A 16,441-nucleotide genomic window follows, 5' to 3' on the forward strand; every position below is an offset into this window, starting at 1 on the left:
GCCTGACCCCATCGGTGGTCTGTGGGACAATGGGCCGCCCGCAGCTCCGCGGGAGCCTCCCGACTCCGACAGAACCATGACGCAGCCTACCCGCCGCCAGTTGGCCAACGCCATCCGCTTCCTTGCCGCTGATGCGGTCGAAACCGCCAAGTCCGGGCATCCCGGCATGCCGATGGGCATGGCCGATATCGCCGAGGTCCTCTGGAACGACTATCTCCGTCACAACCCGAAGAATCCGCAGTGGTTCAACCGCGATCGCTTCGTGTTGTCCAACGGCCATGGCTCGATGCTGCAGTACGCGCTGCTGCACCTGAGCGGCTACGACCTGCCGATCGAACAGCTCAAGCAGTTCCGTCAGCTCGGCAGCAAGACCGCCGGCCATCCGGAACACCATGAGACCCCCGGGGTGGAAACCACCACCGGTCCGCTCGGCCAGGGCCTGGCCAACGCGGTCGGCTTCGCGCTGGCGGAAAAGCTGCTGGCACAGCGCTACAACCGCCCCGAGCACGAGATCGTCGATCACCGCACGTGGGTGTTCCTGGGCGATGGCTGCCTGATGGAAGGCATCTCGCATGAAGTGGCGTCGCTGGCCGGCACCTGGGGCCTGGGCAAGCTGGTCTGCTTCTGGGACGACAACCACATCTCCATCGACGGCAACACCGCCGGCTGGTTCACCGACAACACCCCCGAGCGTTTCGAAGCCTATGGCTGGAACGTGGTGCGCGGCGTCGATGGCCACGATCCGGACAGCATCAAGGCTGCCATCGACGGTGCCCTGTCGCAGTTCGACAAGCCGACCCTGATCTGCTGCCGCACCACGATTGGTTTTGGCTCGCCGAACAAGGCCGGCAAGGAATCCAGCCACGGCGCCCCGCTGGGCAAGGACGAGCTGGCCGAAACCCGCAAGGCGCTGGACTGGCCGTACGGTCCGTTCGAGATTCCCGAAGAAATCTACGCGGGCTGGCGTGCCGGCGGTACCGGCACCCTGCGCCAGGCCGAGTGGGAGCAGCAGTTCGACAAGTACGCCAAGCAGTTCCCGGCCGAGGCTGAAGAACTGACCCGTCGTTCGCACGGTGAGCTGCCGGCCGACTTCATCGCCAAGGCCGACGCCTACATCGCCCAGGTCCAGGCCGACGGCCAGACCATTGCCTCGCGCAAGGCCTCGCAGCTGGCGATCGAAGCGTTCGCCCCGCTGTTGCCGGAACTGATCGGCGGCTCGGCCGATCTGGCCCACTCCAACCTGACCTTGTGGAAGGCCAGCAAGTCGGTGGCCACCGATGACCCGAACGCCAACTATGTGTACTACGGCGTGCGCGAGTTCGGTATGACCGCCATCGCCAATGGCCTGGCGCTGCACGGTGGGTTCATTCCCTTCGATGCCACCTTCCTGGTGTTCAGCGATTACGCCCGCAACGGCGTGCGCATGAGCGCGCTGATTCCTGCGCACGCGATCCACGTCTACACCCACGATTCGATCGGCCTGGGCGAAGACGGCCCGACCCACCAGCCGGTGGAGCACCTGGCCTCGCTGCGCTACATCCCCAACAACGATGTGTGGCGTCCGTGCGATGCGGTCGAGTCGGCGGTCAGCTGGAAGGCCGCGATCACCCGCACCGACGGCCCGAGCTGCCTGGTATTCAGTCGCCAGAATCTGCCGCACCAGCCGCGCAGCACCGAGCAGGTTGCCCAGATCGCGCGCGGTGGTTACGTGCTGGCCGATGCCGAAGGCGGCGTGCCGGACGTGATCCTGATCGGCACCGGTTCGGAAGTGGGCCTGGCCGTGGCCGCCAAGGCCGAGCTGGATGCGGCCGGGATCAAGACCCGCGTGGTGTCCATGCCGTCGACCGACGTGTTCGAGCGCCAGGACGCGGCGTACCGTGAGTCGGTGCTGCCCAACGCCGTGCGCAAGCGCGTGGCCGTGGAAGCCGGCGTCACCGGTTTCTGGCGCCAGTACGTGGGCCTGGACGGTGCGGTGGTCGGTATCGACACCTTCGGTGCCTCGGCCCCGGCCGAAGCGCTTTACAAGCACTTCAACATCACCACCGAGCACGTGGTGGCGGCGGCGAAGGCGCTTTGATGCACTGAGTGCCGTTGAGGTGGTTTGAAGCAGAAGGCCGGGGATTTCCCCGGCCTTCTGCGTTTGCGGGTGGAGCAGCCGAGCATGGCTCGGCTCTACCACCACCGTTCGTGCATCGCCTCCGGGTAGAGCCGAGCCACGCTCAGCTGCTCTACGCAATGCGCCGATCAGTGGGTAGAGCCGAGCCACGCTCGGCTGCTCTACGCAATGCGCCGCTCAGTGGGTAGAGCCGAGCCACGCTCGGCTGCTTTACGCAATGCGCCGATCAGTGGGTAGAGCCGAGCCACGCTCGGCTGCTCTACGCGCTGCGCCGATCAGCGGGTAGAGCCGAGCCATGCTCGGCTGCTCTACGCGCTGCGCCCCGCGCTCAGGCGACGGCCGTCCGCGCCAACGCCAACCGCACCAACCTGGCTTCGATCCGTTCGCCGAAACTTTTCGGCGCATCCAGTCCCATCCGCTGCAGGTACACCGCATCGCCATCGCCGGCCGGCTGGGTTACCGCCGCCAGCACCGTGCGCAGCTTGCTGCCACGCGTCTGCGTGTTCTGCTTCAGCCAGCCCAGCGCCTTGACCAGATGCTGCTCTACCTCGGTGAAATCGCTGCCCAGCGGATAATCGGGCAACAGGCCCGATTGGCGGAACGGTGACAGTGCGGCACTGACCGCTGCGGCGGTGTTGCGCCGTTGCCAGTGCTCCGGTGCAGTGAAGGCCGGATCCAGTTTCTTCGCGGCCTTGGCGGTCTGCAGCAACCCGGCCTGGAACGCTGCATCGGTGATCGCGGTCATGCCGACCACGCAGTCCTCGTCGGTGAGGTTGCGCAGGTCGGCGATGCCGTATTCGTTGATGTAGATGTCGCGCAGGTGGCGCGGGATGGTGGTGTGGCCGTAGTTCCAGCGCACGTTGGACTGCACCGTGCCCTTGTCCTCGCGCACCGCACGGAACATCAGCGCACTGCGTGCCTCGGGCAGGGCATGGGCCATCGCGACGAAGTTGTACTGGCCGCCCACGCCGGATACCACCCGCCCGTCTTCCAGTGCGTCCGACGCGGCCGCGCCCAAGGCGGTGGCGATCATGCAGGAGTTGAAGAAGCGCGCATGCCGGCGCTGCAGCCGCTCCAGGGTTTCATCGCCGCCGTAGAGCTGGTTGATCTCGCTGATCCGCCGCATGCCGATCGCGCGGCGTTCGTCGTCGGGCAACTCGCGCAACCACTGGTAGAACTCCGGCGAGCCCAGGTAGAACGCGCCATGCAGGTACTCGCCTTCGGCGGCGAGGGTGGCGTGGTCGATGGTCAGGGTGCTGCCGTTTTCGATGCGCTGCATCAGCGCCAGGTCGTCGTGCACCTTGCGCCGGATCACCCCGGTCTGCACCAGCCGGCGGAAGCCTTCGTTGAGCATTTCGCTGCAACCGTACAGGCCGATCTCAAACGGCTCCAGGCCACCGCATTCGAGCACGGTGGGGTGGCTGGACAACGTCGGGTCCAGTGCGTGCAGCACCTGCCGGTAGCGGGCGTTGTCGGTGTGCCGCAGCACCAGCGCGTGGCTGATCGCATCGGCCAGGGTGCCGATGCCGATCTGCAGCGTGCCACCGTCGCGCACCAGCGCGCTGGCGTACAGGCCGATGGCGTAGTCGCCGTCGCTGACCGGCTGGCGCGGCAGCCCGAACAGGTCGGGGTAGGGCGGCGGCGGGGTGATCACCAGGTCGAAGAAGGACACATCCACCGTCGCGGTGCCGGCCAGGTAGGGCAGCTGCGGATCGATCTCGGCGATCATCAGCGGACGCGGCAGCCCGCGCGCGACCATCGCATCCAGTGTGTCCTGAGTGATGTCGTTGTTGCACGACAGCGACAGCCGCCGGTCATCCGGGCGCACCGCCACCTTCTGCACGATCGCGTGCGGCGCGCGCTGGGCCACCGCGTCGGCGGCATGGGTGTAGTTGAGGCTGGTGTAGCTGCGCTGGGCCTGCGAGGAATTGAGCAGCGCGCCGGACTGCATGTAGAACTCCTCGACCTGCACATGCGCGGGCAGGCGGTCGCGGACCATCGCATCGGCATAGGCCAGTCGCGGGAAATCCGCGCCGAAATGGCGTTCGGCGAAGGGCGCCATGAAGCGCGCTTCCAGCCCACTGCCGCTGGCCTTGGGCGGGTTCAGCGACAGCGCGGTGTAGATCTGCAGCGGCCGCGAGGGATCGTTCTCCACCCGGGCATACAGGGCGTTGAGCAGGCGGTGCGGTTTGCCCAGCGCCAGCGGCGCGCCGATGCGCAACGGGCCCTCCACGCGCTGCAGCAGCCAGTCGATCGCAGCGTCGAGGTCGGTGAGGTGATCGGTCATCCAGCGGCATCCTGCAGGTATATGCGGGCCATTACAGCATTTCGGGCTTGAACAGACGGCGACGCGAGACTTCCGCGCCGGAGACCATGAACTGGCCCTCGCCCCGGTAGTGCACGGTGCGCGGCAGTTTCGGCACGCGCGCGACGTGGGCCTTGACGACTTCCCAGATGAACAGGCCGTGCCGCTTGATCTGGCTGCGATCGACCAGGCGGCACTCGAAGCTGGCGTGGCACTGGGCCAGCAACGGCGCCGCCACGTTGCTGGCCGCGACGGTGTCCAGGCCGAAGTGGTCGAACTTGTCGATCCTGGCGCCACTGCAGTTGCCGATCCCGGCCACCGTATCGAGCATCTCGGCGGTGGGCAGGTTGATGACGCATTCGCCACTGCGGCGGATCAGCTCGAAACTGCGGTTGCCGCTGGCGATCATCGTCGCCAGCCGCGAGGGCGTGAACGCCAAGACCATGTGCCAGCCCAGGGTCATGACGTTGCGTTGCCCCTTCCAGGCCGAGGTGACCAGCACGATCGGGCCGGGTTCGAGGAAGCGACGCACGTCCTCCACCGGGTAGTCGAATTTTCGGTAGCGTCGCATCGAAGCCTCCGTGGGGCGTGGCTCGATGCTGGCAGCGGAGGGATGAACCGGTTGTCGAAGGGGTTGACAGTCTTTTCGATTACGTGCGTAATCAGTTCGTCGATTACGGATGTAAATGATGAGCCAGATCAGCGAAGCCGAAGCCGTGGTGATGGATGTGCTGTGGGGCGAGCACCCGTTGGGTGCCGATGAGGTGGTGGCCGCGCTGGCCGGCCGCGGCTGGGCCGAGCCCACCATCAAGACCCTGCTCAACCGGCTGCTCACCAAGGGCGCGATCAGCGCCAGCCGCGATGGGCGCCGCTACCTCTATTCGCCGGTGCTGCAGCGCCAGGCATGGGTGGCCGAGCAGAGCAGCGGCCTGCTCGACAAGCTGTTCGACGGCCGCGTGGCGCCGCTGGTGGCGCACTTCAGCCAGCGTGGGCAACTGAGCCCGCAGGACATTGCCGACCTGAAGGCGCTCATCGAGGGACTGGACCATGACTGAGCTGCTCAACGCGCTGCTGCAGGCCAGCGTATGGCTGTCAATCGCGGTGCTGCTGTTGGCGGGGGTGCGGCCGCTGCTGCTGCAGCTGGGCGGGGCGGCGCTGGTCTATCGCAGTTGGTGGTGCGTGCCGGTACTGCTGTTGACGCTGCACCTGCCGTTGCCGGTGGCGCCGCTGGCCGATGCGCTGCCGGTGCTTGTCGCGGCCGCTGCGTGGACTGCTCCCATTGTCGCCCCGGCAACGCCCACCTGGCCGTGGCTGCTGCTGGTGGCGTGGGCCGTGGGCGCGCTGGGCATGGGGATGGCCAGTTGGCGCGCGCAACGCCGCTTCGAGCGCGCGCTGGGCACGCTGCAGCCGCGCGCGGACGGCAGTTGGCAGGCCAGCGCCGATCCGGGCCTGCCGGCGCTGGTGGGGCTGTGGGCACCGCGCATCGTGGTCGGCCCGCGTTTCGAAAAGGACTTCAGCACGGCCGAACAGGCGCTGATCCTGAAGCACGAGCGCAGCCATCGCCGCCACGGCGATCCATGGGCCAATGCCGTGCTGGTGCTGCTGCGCTGCATGTTCTGGTTCCATCCACTGCTGCCGTGGGCAGCACGCCGCTTCCTGCGCGACCAGGAACTGGCCTGCGATGCACGCACCCTCGATCCACAACCGGCCCAGCGCCGGATCTACGCCAACGCGCTGCTGAAGGCGCAGTTGGTCCACCCGGTTGCGCCGATGGCCTGCCACTGGCGCAGCCAACCGATCTTGAAGGAGCGTATTGCCATGTTGAAGGAACACAAGCGGAAGCCGTTGCCGTGGTTGAGCGGCCAGGTGTTGGTGGCGGGCATGAGCCTGGGTCTGGCGGCGGTGGCGTGGGCCAGCCAGGGCGGAACGACTTCCCCCTCGGCCGGTGCCGAGCCGGCTGACGCCGCAGCGCACGATGGCAAGGTTGCCGGTGTCGATGTGCAGGCCAAGGCCCGCAACATGACGCCACCGACGTATCCGCAGAGCGCGTTCGAACAGAACATTTCGGGGAAGGTGATGCTGCGTGTCGAGGTCGATGCCACTGGCAGGACCGGCGAGGTGCGCGTGCTCAGTTCCACCCCGGCCGGCGTGTTCGACGAGGCATCGATCGCCGCGGCCAGGCAATGGACCTTCGAGCCCGCGCTCAAGGACGGCAAGGCGGTGGCAACGGCGTTGAAGATCCCGATGACGTTCGAACTGAACGAGGCGGGCCCAGCGCAGTGAGGCAGGTGCTCACTGCGATGCTGCCGGTGTTGCTGATGGCCGGTTGCGCCGGMCATCAGCAGCTCAGTACGGTGKACACCCGTGCTGAGAATGTGGATCACCAGCGCCTGCGTACCGAGGGCAATGGTGGCTCCGGCCAGGTGCAGCCGTATCGGCTGCAGCCAAGTGAGGGCTACCGCATGCCGCAGTTGTACGCGGCCCAGGACCCGGTGGTCGGGACACGCGATCCACGCCGCGAGCTGGCGCCCACCGTGGTGTGCCTGCAGGTGGTGGTGGATGCCGAAGGCAGGGTAGAGCGCAGCGTGGCCCTGACCGATCGGCCCGAATGCGTGGCGGGCGCTGCGGCAGAGAATGCGCCGCTGCTGCAGGCGGCGCAGGAGGCGGTGGCGCACTGGCTGTTTTCACCGGCGGCGGTGTGTCACTACGCTGCCGGCGTGGTCCCGGGCAAACGCGGGGATTGCGAAGGCGCGGAGCGGATCGAGCCGGTGCCCGTGAGCCTGCTGTATGCCTTCACCTTTGAAATCGTGCACGGGCAGCACACGGTGCGCCGCCAGGGACGCTGATTACCGTGGTGGCGGCCGGTGACCGGCAACCGCACCAACCGATCATCGCCGGGTTGCCGGCCAGCGGCCGGCACTACGATCGGTGGGGGCCACCCTGCAGGTTCGCCTTCACCGACGGATGCATCAGCGCCGGCTCGGCCAACGTGGCATCGCGCGCCTGCCGGGTGGCGACGAACTCGGCTTCGCTGACGCCGTCATGCAGGTGGATGTTGCGCGCGCGCTGTTCGCCGACCGTGGTTTCGTTGGCGACCTCGCGACCGCCCGGGCCGTAGTCGTGACAGATGAACACGCGGGTGCCGTCGGGCAGGGCGAGCAGACGCTGGATCGAACGGTACAACTGCGCCGCGTCGCCACCGGGGAAGTCGCAGCGGGCGGTGCCGCCATCGGGCATGAACAGCGAGTCGCCGGTGAACAGTGCATCGCCGATGCGGTAGGCGACGCTGTCACTGGTGTGGCCGGGGACGGCGATCACCTCGGCATCGATGTCGCCAAGCGCAAAACGCTCGCCATCGGCGAACAGATGGTCGAACTGTGAGCCATCGGTGGGCACGTCCAGCGCATAGCGTGGCGCGAACGTCTTTTGCACCTGCACGATACCGTCACCCATGGCCAGCGTTGCCTGCGGCCACTGCTGCCTGAGCCAGCGGCCCGCGCTGACGTGGTCGGCATGGGCGTGGGTTTCCAGCAGCCAGCGCACCTGCAGGCCGCGCTCGCGCACGTGCGCAAGCAGCGGTTGCAAAGGCCCGGCACCGAGCGCGTCGGTATCCGGGTCGTAGTCCAGCACCGGGTCGATCACCGCCGCCTGCAGGGTCGCCGGATCGTGCACCACGTAGCTGAAGGTATGGCTGTCGGGGTGGAAGAAACTGGCGACGTGCAGTGACATGGTGATGGCCTCAGCGTTTGCCCAGGGTGGCGTTGAGCAGCACCGCCAGGCGTTCACCGGCCAGGCGCAGCTCCTGCTCCGCGATCGGGCGATAGGTCGCGGTGTATTCCGCACCCAGCGTACGCTTGGTCGGGTAAACGCCAGGTGCAATGGCGATACGGCAGCTCGCTTCGGCCCACTGCACGGCATCGGTGGCAATGTGGGAGCGCTTGCCCAGCGTTGGTGTGGGCAGGGCCATCAAACGCTGCAGATACTGGTCATCGTCCAGCTTCTGCTCGCTGAGCATGCCGCTGTCCCACAGCGAGTGCAGGTTGGTGCCGCGGTTGTTGTACTGCACCTGGAAGTCGTTGCCGCCCTTGTCGTGGCCGTAACCGGCGTGCATCGGCTGGTGGATGTCGCCGGCGAAATGGACGACGAACTTCAGCGCCTGGGCGCGTTCAGCATCGGACTTGCTGCGATCACCGAGGATGGCGGTCTGTGCCTTTAGCGCTTCGACCACGCAGTTGCCATTCTTGCAGTGCTTCTGCACCTGGTAATGGCAGTCGTCCTCGCCGATGTTGACGTAATGCCAGCCAGCCGAGCGCTTGCCCAGGCCCGGGTCCTTGGCGCGCAGCTGGTCGGCCCACGGGGCGATGGCGTGCAGCGTAGGGTCCGGCTCGCTGGCGAGCAGGCGGTCGACCTCGGCCTGGGCCTGCGGGGTGAGGCGGGTTTCGGCGATGCGCGCGACCAGGCGATGGCCTTGGGCGCCCCAGGCCAGGGCATCGGCGGAGACGAAGGTGAGGGCCAGCGCGAGGGCGGTGGCAGGGATCAGGGAGGCGATTTTCATCGGCAGCATTCTAGCGGGCCGTCCGCCGGGCGGCTTGCCCGGATCTGGCTGGCGGCGGTGCGGCGGGAGTACGCTGGCGCCGGATCGACAACGGGAGTGGCGACGGTGCAGAAGGTGCTGGGTCTGATCGGCGGCATGAGCTGGGAGAGTTCGGCGCACTACTACCGGATGATCAACGAACAGGTGCGCGATGCACTGGGCGGGATGCACTCGGCGCGGCTGCTGCTGTGGTCGTTCGATTTCGCCGACATCGAAGCGATGCAGCGCGCCGGGGATTGGGTGGCGGCGACGCAGGCGATGGTGGCGGTGGCACGGCAACTGGAAGGCGCAGGCGCGACGGCGGTGGTGATCTGCACCAATACGATGCATCTGATGGCCGAGGAGGTGCAGGCGGCAATCGGGGTACCGCTGCTGCACATCGCCGATCCGGTGGGCGAGGCGATCCAGTCCTTGGGGCTGGCGCGGGTGGGCCTGCTCGGGACGGCCTTCACGATGGAGCAGGATTTCTACCGGGTACGATTGGCGCAGCGGTATGGGCTGGAGGTGCTGGTGCCGGAAGCGGACGACCGCACACATGTGCATCGAATCATCTACGAGGAGCTGGTGCAGGGCCGCGTGCTGGACGCATCGCGCGTGGTGTACCAGGGCGTGATGCAGCGGCTGGTGGATCGCGGCGCGCAGGCGATCATCCTGGGCTGCACGGAGATCATGCTGCTGGTGGGCGATGACGATGCAGCCGTGCCGTTGTTGGACACCGCCGCGCTGCACGCGCAGGCCGCCGCGCAGCACCTGCTCTCCCCCCGGTAGAGCCACCCCATGGGTGGCTGCTCGCAATGCCGGATCGAACAAGCGTTCGTCATTCATCCGCGTGGCGCGCTGTGAACCCTTCCAGAGCGCCCGACCCACCGACCAAAGACCAAAAATGCCTGGCCTCCACCTGCATACCGCAAGCCGAGCCCCGTGGGGGGGGGGGGGGGGGGGGGGGGGGACATTTGCGCCAGGGGCCTACCGGCCGCGACGGGGCCCTCACGCGCGCGACAGACCCGATCGGAGACGCCATCCGATCACTGCATACCCGGTCACGCGCGCAGCGCCGCCGCACGCCATCTGCTCCAGCCCGTGGAACAGGATGCTGCGTCCATTGGAGAAGTTCCAAAAAAAATCCCCGGCCGAAGCCGGGGAAAAACGCTTGCTGCGAGGGGTGTTGCGCTGTCGGGTTCTGATCCGCCGATCAGAACTTGAACACGTAGGACACGCCGTAGGCCAGCGGGTCGATGTTGACCGTGCCGATCTTTTCGCCGTTGAGCTTCACCTTGCTGTCGATGTCCATCCAGCGCACATCGACGCGCAGCGAGCCCTTGTCGTTGATCGCGAAGTCCAGGCCCGCATGCGCGGCCAGGCCCCAGGAGTCTTCCAGCGTCAGCTTGCTCCCGGCCAGCGCGCCGCCGGTCTTCTCGCTGAAGAACGTGGTGTAGTTGATGCCCGCGCCGACGAACGGAGACACCTTGCCCTTGCTGTTGAAGTGGTACTGCAGCGAGATCACCGGCGGCAGGTGCTTGGTGCTGCCCACGTTGCCCAGACCGGCAATGTTGATGTCGTGCTTGAACGGCAGCGCCGCCAGCAGCTCGATGCCCAGGTTGTCGGCAATGAAGTACTCACCGGTGATGGTCGGCTTGATGTCGTTGTCGACATCGACCTTCAGCGTGCCGCCGGCCAGCGAACCATTATTGGACTTCGGGGCCACCTGGTGCACGCCGGCACCGATCGTCCAGTCGCCCTTGGACTGGGCCATGGCGGGCGCGGCGGCCAGGGCAAGCGCGGCGGCCAGGCTGGACAGCAGGAGGGGGGAGGTCTTGCGCATGACGGTGTCTCGTTGCGGGGTGGAATGGGGCCAGTTTTCCCGTCCCGGCCCCGCTGCGCCTTGATCCGGATCAATCCGCGGATTTTGACCCTGTAACCGGTTTCCATTCGCCATCGGGGCCTTGGCCCCGGTTCGGCCCTGCTAGAATGAACGCCCCTTTCCATCGGCGCCGCACCGTCGCGGCTGCAGGAGCTTGTGAACATGGCAATCAAGGTTGGCATCAACGGTTTCGGTCGCATCGGTCGCAATGTGCTGCGCTCGGCCGTGCTGAATTTCGGCAATGACATCGAAATCGTCGCCATCAACGATCTGCTGGAGCCGGACTACCTGGCGTACATGCTGAAGTACGACTCCGTGCATGGCCGCTTCAAGGCCGACGTGGAAGTGTCCGGTAGCGACCTGCTGGTCAACGGCAAGAAAATCCGCCTGACCCAGGAACGCGACCCGGCCAACCTGAAGTGGGACGAAGTCGGCGTGGACGTCGTCATCGAGTCCACCGGCCTGTTCCTGACCAAGGACACCGCGCAGAAGCACATCGATGCCGGCGCCAAGAAGGTGATCCTGTCGGCGCCGTCGAAGGACGACACCCCGATGTTCGTGTTCGGCGTGAACGACAAGACCTACGCCGGCCAGGCGATCATCTCCAACGCCTCGTGCACCACCAACTGCCTGGCCCCGCTGGCCAAGGTCATCAACGACAAGTGGGGCATCAAGCGCGGTCTGATGACCACCGTGCATGCGGCCACCGCCACCCAGAAGACCGTCGATGGCCCGTCCAACAAGGACTGGCGCGGCGGCCGCGGTATCCTGGAAAACATCATTCCGTCCTCCACCGGTGCAGCCAAGGCCGTCGGCGTGGTGATCCCGGAGCTGAACAAGAAGCTCACCGGCATGAGCTTCCGCGTGCCGACCTCGGACGTGTCGGTGGTCGACTTGACCGTCGAACTGGAAAAGGAAGCCACCTACGCCGAGATCTGCGCCGAAGTGAAGGCACAGAGCGAAGGCGCGCTGAAGGGCATCCTGGGCTACACCGAAGACAAGGTCGTGGCCACCGACTTCCGCGGCGAGACCCACACCTCGGTGTTCGATGCCGACGCCGGCATCGCCCTGGACAGCACCTTCGTCAAGCTGGTGTCCTGGTACGACAACGAGTGGGGCTACTCCAACAAGTGCCTGGAAATGGCCAAGGTCGTCGCCGCCAAGTAAGCGCGGCGTAGCCTCGGTGATTCCTGCGAACCCCGGCCCTGTGCCGGGGTTCGTCGTTTGTGGCTCGGCACAGGGGCGGGCAGGGGGCGCCCCGCAGTTGCCGCCGATCCATTAGCATGGCCGCGTGCCACCGGCATGGCGTCGGCAGGATGCCGCCGGGGCTCCCCTTTGAGGATGGCGTGGAATGGAAGCTCTGATTGTCCTGCTGGCGGTAGTGGTACTGCTGATCCCGGTGTTGCTGGTGGTGGCGTTGGTGATGATCGCCGGCCTGCGTCGGCGCGTGTCCGCGCTGGAGAGCCAGCAGTTCCATGCCAGCGCGCGACCGTCGGCCGAGGTGCCGATCAGCACGCCGCTGGGCTGGGCTGAGACCGCCTACCGTGCGCCGACGCCGGTTGCTGCCGAACCGCCTCCCGAACCGGCGGTGGTTGCCGCGCCGTTGGCCGCCACCCCGGAGCCGCCGCGCCGTCCACCGCCACTGCCGTCGTCGGCTCCTGCACCGGTGGCGGCCAGCGCGCCATTCCCGCCCGCACCGCCGCAGGGCCCGGGCATCGGCGAGCGGATCATCGGCACGATCAAGCAGTGGTTCACCGAGGGCAACGTACCGGTCAAGATCGGCATGCTGGTGCTGCTGGCCGGTGTCGCTGCGCTGCTCAAGTACGCCAGTGACCAGGGCTGGTTGAACGCACCGATCGAACTGCGCCTGGCCGCGATTGCCGCGGCGGCGCTGGGCGGGCTGGTGTTCGGCTGGATCCAGCGCGATAGCCGGCGCCTGTTTGCGCTGGCCCTGCAGGGCGGCACCATCGGCGTGCTGCTGCTGACCCTGTTCGCCGCGTTCAAGCGCTATGACCTGATCGATGCACTGCCGGCATTTGCGATGAGCGTGCTGCTGATCGCCGGCATGGGCGTGCTGGCGGTCGTGCAGAATTCGCGCACGCTGGCCGTGCTGGGCATCCTGGCCGGGTTCATGGCGCCGATCTGGCTGTCCACCGGCAGCGGCAACCACGTGGCGCTGTTCGCCTACTACGCCGTGCTGAACGCAGCCATCCTGGCCATTGCCTGGTGGCGTCCGTGGCGGGTGCTCAACCTGCTCGGGTTCRCCTTTACCTTCGGCATCGGTACGGCCTGGGGCGTGTTGCAGTACAACGCCGACAAGTTCAGCAGCACCGAGCCGTTCCTGCTGCTGTTCTTCGTCTTCTACCTGCTCATCCCGATCCTCTATGCGCGCCGCCAGCCGGCGGAGAAGCGCGATCTGGTCGACGGCAGCCTGGTGTTCGGCACGCCGCTGGTCGCCTTCTCGCTGCAGGCCGGCATGCTGCACGACGACCGCCTGCTGCTGGCGTTGTGTGCGCTGGCGCTGGCCGCGTTGTATGCAGTGCTGGGCTGGGCGCTGATCCGGCGCGCGCGCTATGCCGTGCTGGGCCAGTCGCACGCGGTGCTGGCGGTGGGGTTTGCCACCCTGGCGGTGCCGCTGGCACTGTCCGCCCGCGCCACCGCCAGTGTGTTCGCGCTGGAAGGCGCCGGGCTGGTCTGGCTGGGCCTGCGCCAGAAGCGCTGGCTGCCGCAGATCGCCGGTGCGCTGTTGCAGCTGGGCGCGGCGTTCGGCTTTGTGGTCGGGGCCGATTACTGGCACCAGGACGCCACCGCGATCGCCAATGCGACCTTCATGAGCGGCGTGCTGCTGGCCCTGGCCGGCTTCGCGTCCGCCCATAGCTATCGACGCGCGCAGCAGGATGCGCCGGCGATCGTCTATTACCTGTGGGGCCTGCTGTGGTGGCTGGGCGGGGTGGCACATGAGATCGGCCGCTTCGTCGCGCGCGACAGCCGCCCCGATGCGCTGCTGATCGCGGTGGCGTTCACTGCCTGGGCCGCCGCCGAAGTGCACCGCCGTGCACCGGCCCGCGCGCTGGCGCTGACCACGCTGGCGATGCTGCTGAGCGCGTTCCCGTTGGCGTTGTGGCAGGCCGATGTGCATCAGCAGCCGTTCGCCGGCTATGGCGCCGTGGCCTGGGCGGTATTTGCAGTGTTGGGCGTGCGCAGCCTGTGGTGCCTGCGCGGCGGACAGGACCGCGCGGCACTGGCGGCGCAGTTCAGCTGGTGGCTGCTGTGGCCCACGGTGGTCACCCTGGCCTGCACGTGGCTGGCCGACCACTTCGTGCTGGCGCAGGGCTGGTCGATCGCGCTGGGGGTGCTGCCGTGGCTGCTGGTCACCGCTACCGCGCTGCTGCGCTGGTCGTGGCTGGCCGTGCCGCTGGGCGCGCGCTTCAATGCGCTGCGCACGGCGCTGACCTCCACGTTGTTCGTGGTCCTTGGGGTCACCTGGCTGGGCCTGCTGATGCTGCCGGCCGGATCGGCACCGCTGCCGTGGCTGCCGCTGCTCAATCCAATGGAACTGGTGCAGTTGGCCGTGCTGGCGCTGGCGGCGCGCTGGTTGTGGTCGGCGCAGGCGCCGGACGGGCCGCGTGGCATGCGCGTGCCGTTGCTGGCCATCGCCGGCTTCATCCTGCTTACCAGTACCACGCTGCATACCGTGCACCACTGGGGCGGCGTAGCCTGGAACGACGCGCTGTGGTCCTCGACCCTGGCCCAGACCAGCCTGACTGTGGTCTGGAGCGTGCTCGGCGTGATCAGCTGGGTATGGGGCTCGCGTCGCGGCCAGCGCACGTTGTGGCTGGTCGGCGCGGTGCTGATGGGCGTGGTGCTGGCCAAGCTGGTGCTGATCGACCGCCAGCACCTGGGCAACCTGCTGGGTATTTCCTCCTTCATCGCCTACGGCCTGCTGTGCACGGTCGTGGGTTACCTCGCGCCGGCGCCGCCGCGCGCCCCGGAACCCGCCGTGGAGCCACACCCGTGAATCGAATGCGCACCCTGATCGCGGCGCTGTCGCTGGCCGCCCTGCCGTCCCTGGCACTGGCCGCCGATGCGCGCCAGGACTATCGCCAGCAATGGCCGTTGCAGCTGTCGGAGCCGCAGGCCGGTGCCTACCGGGTGCTGCTGGACGAAGCGGTCTACCGCAGCGCGGTGTCGCCCCAGTTGGCCGACGTGCAGGTGTTCAATGCGCAGGGCCAGGCGCTGCCGACGACCCTGCTGGCGGCCGACCAGCCGCTGGCACGCGAGGCGCAATGGCAGGCGTTGACGTGGTTCCCGTTGCCGGCGCTGGCCGGCGCGGCCGCCGATGACCTGCAACTACTGACAGAGCGCAACACCGACGGCAGCGTGCGCCGGGTGGAAGCGCGACTGGGGCGCAGCGGCGCGGCCAGCACGCAGGCCGCCGGTTGGCTGGTCGATGCCAGTGCGCTGCACGTGGGCGTGCAGGCGCTGCGGCTGGATTGGCAGACGCAGACGGCGTTGCAGGCGCGGGTGCGGGTGGAAGCCAGCGACGACCTGCGGCAGTGGCAGCGCATCACCGACGATGTGCCGCTGGTGGACCTGCAGCACGATGGGCAGCGCCTGCAGCAGCGGCGCATTGAAATCGGGCACCAGGCGAAGTACTTCCGGATTCTGCCGATGGACGCCGACGCGCTGCCGGCGTTGTCGGCGGTGCAGGCCGAGCTGGTGCCGGCGGCGCAGTCGATCGACTGGCGCTGGCAGTCGCTGACGGACACAGCGGGCAAACCGGGTGAGTTCGAGTACCGCCTGGAGGGGCGCTTTCCGATTGCGCAGGTGGACATCGCCACGGCCGACAACAGCGTGGTGCAGTGGACGTTGCTGAGTCGCGATGATGCGAACCAGCCGTGGCAGGTGCGCGCCGGTCCGTGGGTGGCCTATCAGGTGCAGGATGCGGCGCAGCGGCGTCGGTCGCAGACGCAGTCGTTGCCGGTGCCCAGTCGTGATCGTTACTGGAAGCTGGTGGCGGGGCAGGCGCAGCCGAGCGCGGCGCCGACGTTGAAGCTGGGCTATCAGCCCGAAGCGCTGGTGTTCCTGAGCCAGGGCGAGGGGCCCTACAGCGTGGCGGCGGGCAGTGTGCGTATGGCGCGCAGCGATGCGCCGGTGGGGACGGTGATCGCGCAGTTGCGGGAGCAGCAGGGGGCGCAGTGGCAACCGGCGCTGGCCACGTTGCAGGGCCCGGCGCAGGTGCTGGCCGGCGATGCGGCGGTGGCGCCGCAGCGCGACTGGAAGCGTTGGCTGCTGTGGGGGTTGCTGGTGCTGGGCGTGCTGGTGGTGGGTGGGTTTGCGGTGAGCGTGCTGCGGCAGAAGCCAGGCGGTGCTGCGGAGTGATGGATTGGCTGGTTTCTGCGGGAAGAACTGCCTCGCGGGAAACGGCTTCCGGAGCAGCGGCCAGCAGCAGCGCTTTTGGTAGCAGCGCCTTGACGTTCTTGGCCTGAGGTGGGCGGGTAGCCTTGCCCAGAACACGCCGTAAACCCGTCTTTGGGGGCTCGGTGTTGCCATCCATGGCAACAC

At 67.7% G+C, this 16,441-nt stretch carries 13 protein-coding genes; 8 read left to right on the forward strand and 5 right to left on the reverse strand.

Features of this window, described 5'->3' with window-relative positions; all coding sequences use genetic code 11:
* Positions 1-76: 76 nt before the first annotated feature.
* Positions 77-2,077, forward strand: a complete 2,001-nt coding sequence (gene tkt, locus AC1DQP_RS11395) for a transketolase (protein WP_256776064.1) — start codon at positions 77-79, stop codon at positions 2,075-2,077.
* Positions 2,078-2,444: 367 nt separating this feature from the next.
* Here tkt and AC1DQP_RS11400 read toward each other — a convergent pair whose 3' ends face one another.
* Together AC1DQP_RS11400 and AC1DQP_RS11405 are read right to left on the reverse strand one after the other, a co-directional pair.
* The gene (locus AC1DQP_RS11400) at positions 2,445-4,403 is read right to left on the reverse strand and encodes an acetyl-CoA hydrolase/transferase C-terminal domain-containing protein (RefSeq protein WP_457318097.1); all 1,959 of its coding nucleotides are present in this window, start codon (positions 4,401-4,403) and stop codon (positions 2,445-2,447) included.
* A gap of 31 nt (positions 4,404-4,434) precedes the next feature.
* Complete coding sequence (locus AC1DQP_RS11405; protein ID WP_457318096.1) at positions 4,435-4,992, reverse strand: flavin reductase family protein; 558 nt, start codon at positions 4,990-4,992, stop codon at positions 4,435-4,437.
* A gap of 118 nt (positions 4,993-5,110) precedes the next feature.
* Here AC1DQP_RS11405 and AC1DQP_RS11410 point away from each other — a divergent pair, with 118 nt between their 5' ends.
* Genes AC1DQP_RS11410 through AC1DQP_RS11420 form a run of 3 tightly spaced genes read left to right on the forward strand, consistent with a single transcriptional unit; the run spans position 5,111 to position 7,267 of the window.
* Positions 5,111-5,476 (forward strand): BlaI/MecI/CopY family transcriptional regulator, encoded by a 366-nt coding sequence (locus AC1DQP_RS11410; RefSeq protein ID WP_256776067.1) that lies wholly within the window; start codon positions 5,111-5,113, stop codon positions 5,474-5,476.
* A complete protein-coding gene (locus AC1DQP_RS11415) occupies positions 5,469-6,704 on the forward strand; it encodes a M56 family metallopeptidase (protein WP_478051624.1) in 1,236 nt (411 codons plus the stop codon). The genes AC1DQP_RS11410 and AC1DQP_RS11415 overlap by 8 nt, the downstream gene beginning before the upstream one ends.
* A 17-nt stretch (positions 6,705-6,721) precedes the next feature.
* Positions 6,722-7,267: a hypothetical protein gene (locus AC1DQP_RS11420; RefSeq protein WP_478051625.1), complete on the forward strand. Its 546-nt coding sequence runs from the start codon at positions 6,722-6,724 to the stop codon at positions 7,265-7,267.
* A 73-nt stretch (positions 7,268-7,340) separates the two neighbouring features.
* Here the strand turns inward: AC1DQP_RS11420 and AC1DQP_RS11425 are convergent, their stop codons facing one another.
* Positions 7,341-8,150: an MBL fold metallo-hydrolase gene (locus AC1DQP_RS11425; protein ID WP_457318093.1), complete on the reverse strand. Its 810-nt coding sequence runs from the start codon at positions 8,148-8,150 to the stop codon at positions 7,341-7,343.
* 10 nt (positions 8,151-8,160) lie between these two features.
* Entirely contained in the window at positions 8,161-8,976 is an 816-nt protein-coding gene (locus AC1DQP_RS11430; RefSeq protein ID WP_457318092.1) for a S1/P1 nuclease, read from the reverse strand.
* Between the two features lie 105 nt (positions 8,977-9,081).
* On the opposite strand from AC1DQP_RS11430, the gene AC1DQP_RS11435 reads away from it, so the two are divergent.
* On the forward strand, positions 9,082-9,783 hold the full coding sequence (locus AC1DQP_RS11435) for an aspartate/glutamate racemase family protein (RefSeq protein WP_457318091.1): 702 nt from the start codon (positions 9,082-9,084) through the stop codon (positions 9,781-9,783).
* 424 nt (positions 9,784-10,207) lie between these two features.
* Here the strand turns inward: AC1DQP_RS11435 and AC1DQP_RS11440 are convergent, their stop codons facing one another.
* Positions 10,208-10,837: an OmpW/AlkL family protein gene (locus tag AC1DQP_RS11440; RefSeq protein WP_256777451.1), complete on the reverse strand. Its 630-nt coding sequence runs from the start codon at positions 10,835-10,837 to the stop codon at positions 10,208-10,210.
* 201 nt (positions 10,838-11,038) lie between these two features.
* On the opposite strand from AC1DQP_RS11440, the gene gap reads away from it, so the two are divergent.
* From gap to AC1DQP_RS11455, 3 genes are all read left to right on the forward strand, one after another.
* Positions 11,039-12,043 carry a type I glyceraldehyde-3-phosphate dehydrogenase gene (gene gap, locus AC1DQP_RS11445; RefSeq protein ID WP_256777450.1) on the forward strand — a complete coding sequence of 335 codons (1,005 nt, stop codon included), beginning with the start codon at positions 11,039-11,041 and terminating at the stop codon, positions 12,041-12,043.
* A gap of 184 nt (positions 12,044-12,227) precedes the next feature.
* A complete protein-coding gene (locus AC1DQP_RS11450; RefSeq protein ID WP_478051626.1) occupies positions 12,228-14,894 on the forward strand; it encodes a DUF2339 domain-containing protein in 2,667 nt (888 codons plus the stop codon).
* A gap of 5 nt (positions 14,895-14,899) precedes the next feature.
* On the forward strand, positions 14,900-16,258 hold the full coding sequence (locus tag AC1DQP_RS11455) for a DUF3999 domain-containing protein (protein WP_457317928.1): 1,359 nt from the start codon (positions 14,900-14,902) through the stop codon (positions 16,256-16,258).
* Positions 16,259-16,441 lie beyond the last annotated feature (183 nt).

This window comes from Stenotrophomonas sp. P5_A8 (assembly GCF_056400545.1).

Excerpts from the sequence above, each read along its gene's own strand:
- AC1DQP_RS11425 (WP_457318093.1), bottom strand. The coding sequence starts at position 8,150 with ATGTCACTGCACGTCGCCAGTTTCTTCCACCCCGACAGCCATACCTTC.
- tkt (WP_256776064.1), top strand. The coding sequence starts at position 77 with ATGACGCAGCCTACCCGCCGCCAGTTGGCCAACGCCATCCGCTTCCTT.
- AC1DQP_RS11440 (WP_256777451.1), bottom strand. The coding sequence starts at position 10,837 with ATGCGCAAGACCTCCCCCCTCCTGCTGTCCAGCCTGGCCGCCGCGCTT.
- AC1DQP_RS11405 (WP_457318096.1), bottom strand. The coding sequence starts at position 4,992 with ATGCGACGCTACCGAAAATTCGACTACCCGGTGGAGGACGTGCGTCGC.
- AC1DQP_RS11415 (WP_478051624.1), top strand. The coding sequence starts at position 5,469 with ATGACTGAGCTGCTCAACGCGCTGCTGCAGGCCAGCGTATGGCTGTCA.
- AC1DQP_RS11430 (WP_457318092.1), bottom strand. The coding sequence starts at position 8,976 with ATGAAAATCGCCTCCCTGATCCCTGCCACCGCCCTCGCGCTGGCCCTC.
- gap (WP_256777450.1), top strand. The coding sequence starts at position 11,039 with ATGGCAATCAAGGTTGGCATCAACGGTTTCGGTCGCATCGGTCGCAAT.
- AC1DQP_RS11410 (WP_256776067.1), top strand. The coding sequence starts at position 5,111 with ATGAGCCAGATCAGCGAAGCCGAAGCCGTGGTGATGGATGTGCTGTGG.
- AC1DQP_RS11400 (WP_457318097.1), bottom strand. The coding sequence starts at position 4,403 with ATGACCGATCACCTCACCGACCTCGACGCTGCGATCGACTGGCTGCTG.
- AC1DQP_RS11455 (WP_457317928.1), top strand. The coding sequence starts at position 14,900 with ATGCGCACCCTGATCGCGGCGCTGTCGCTGGCCGCCCTGCCGTCCCTG.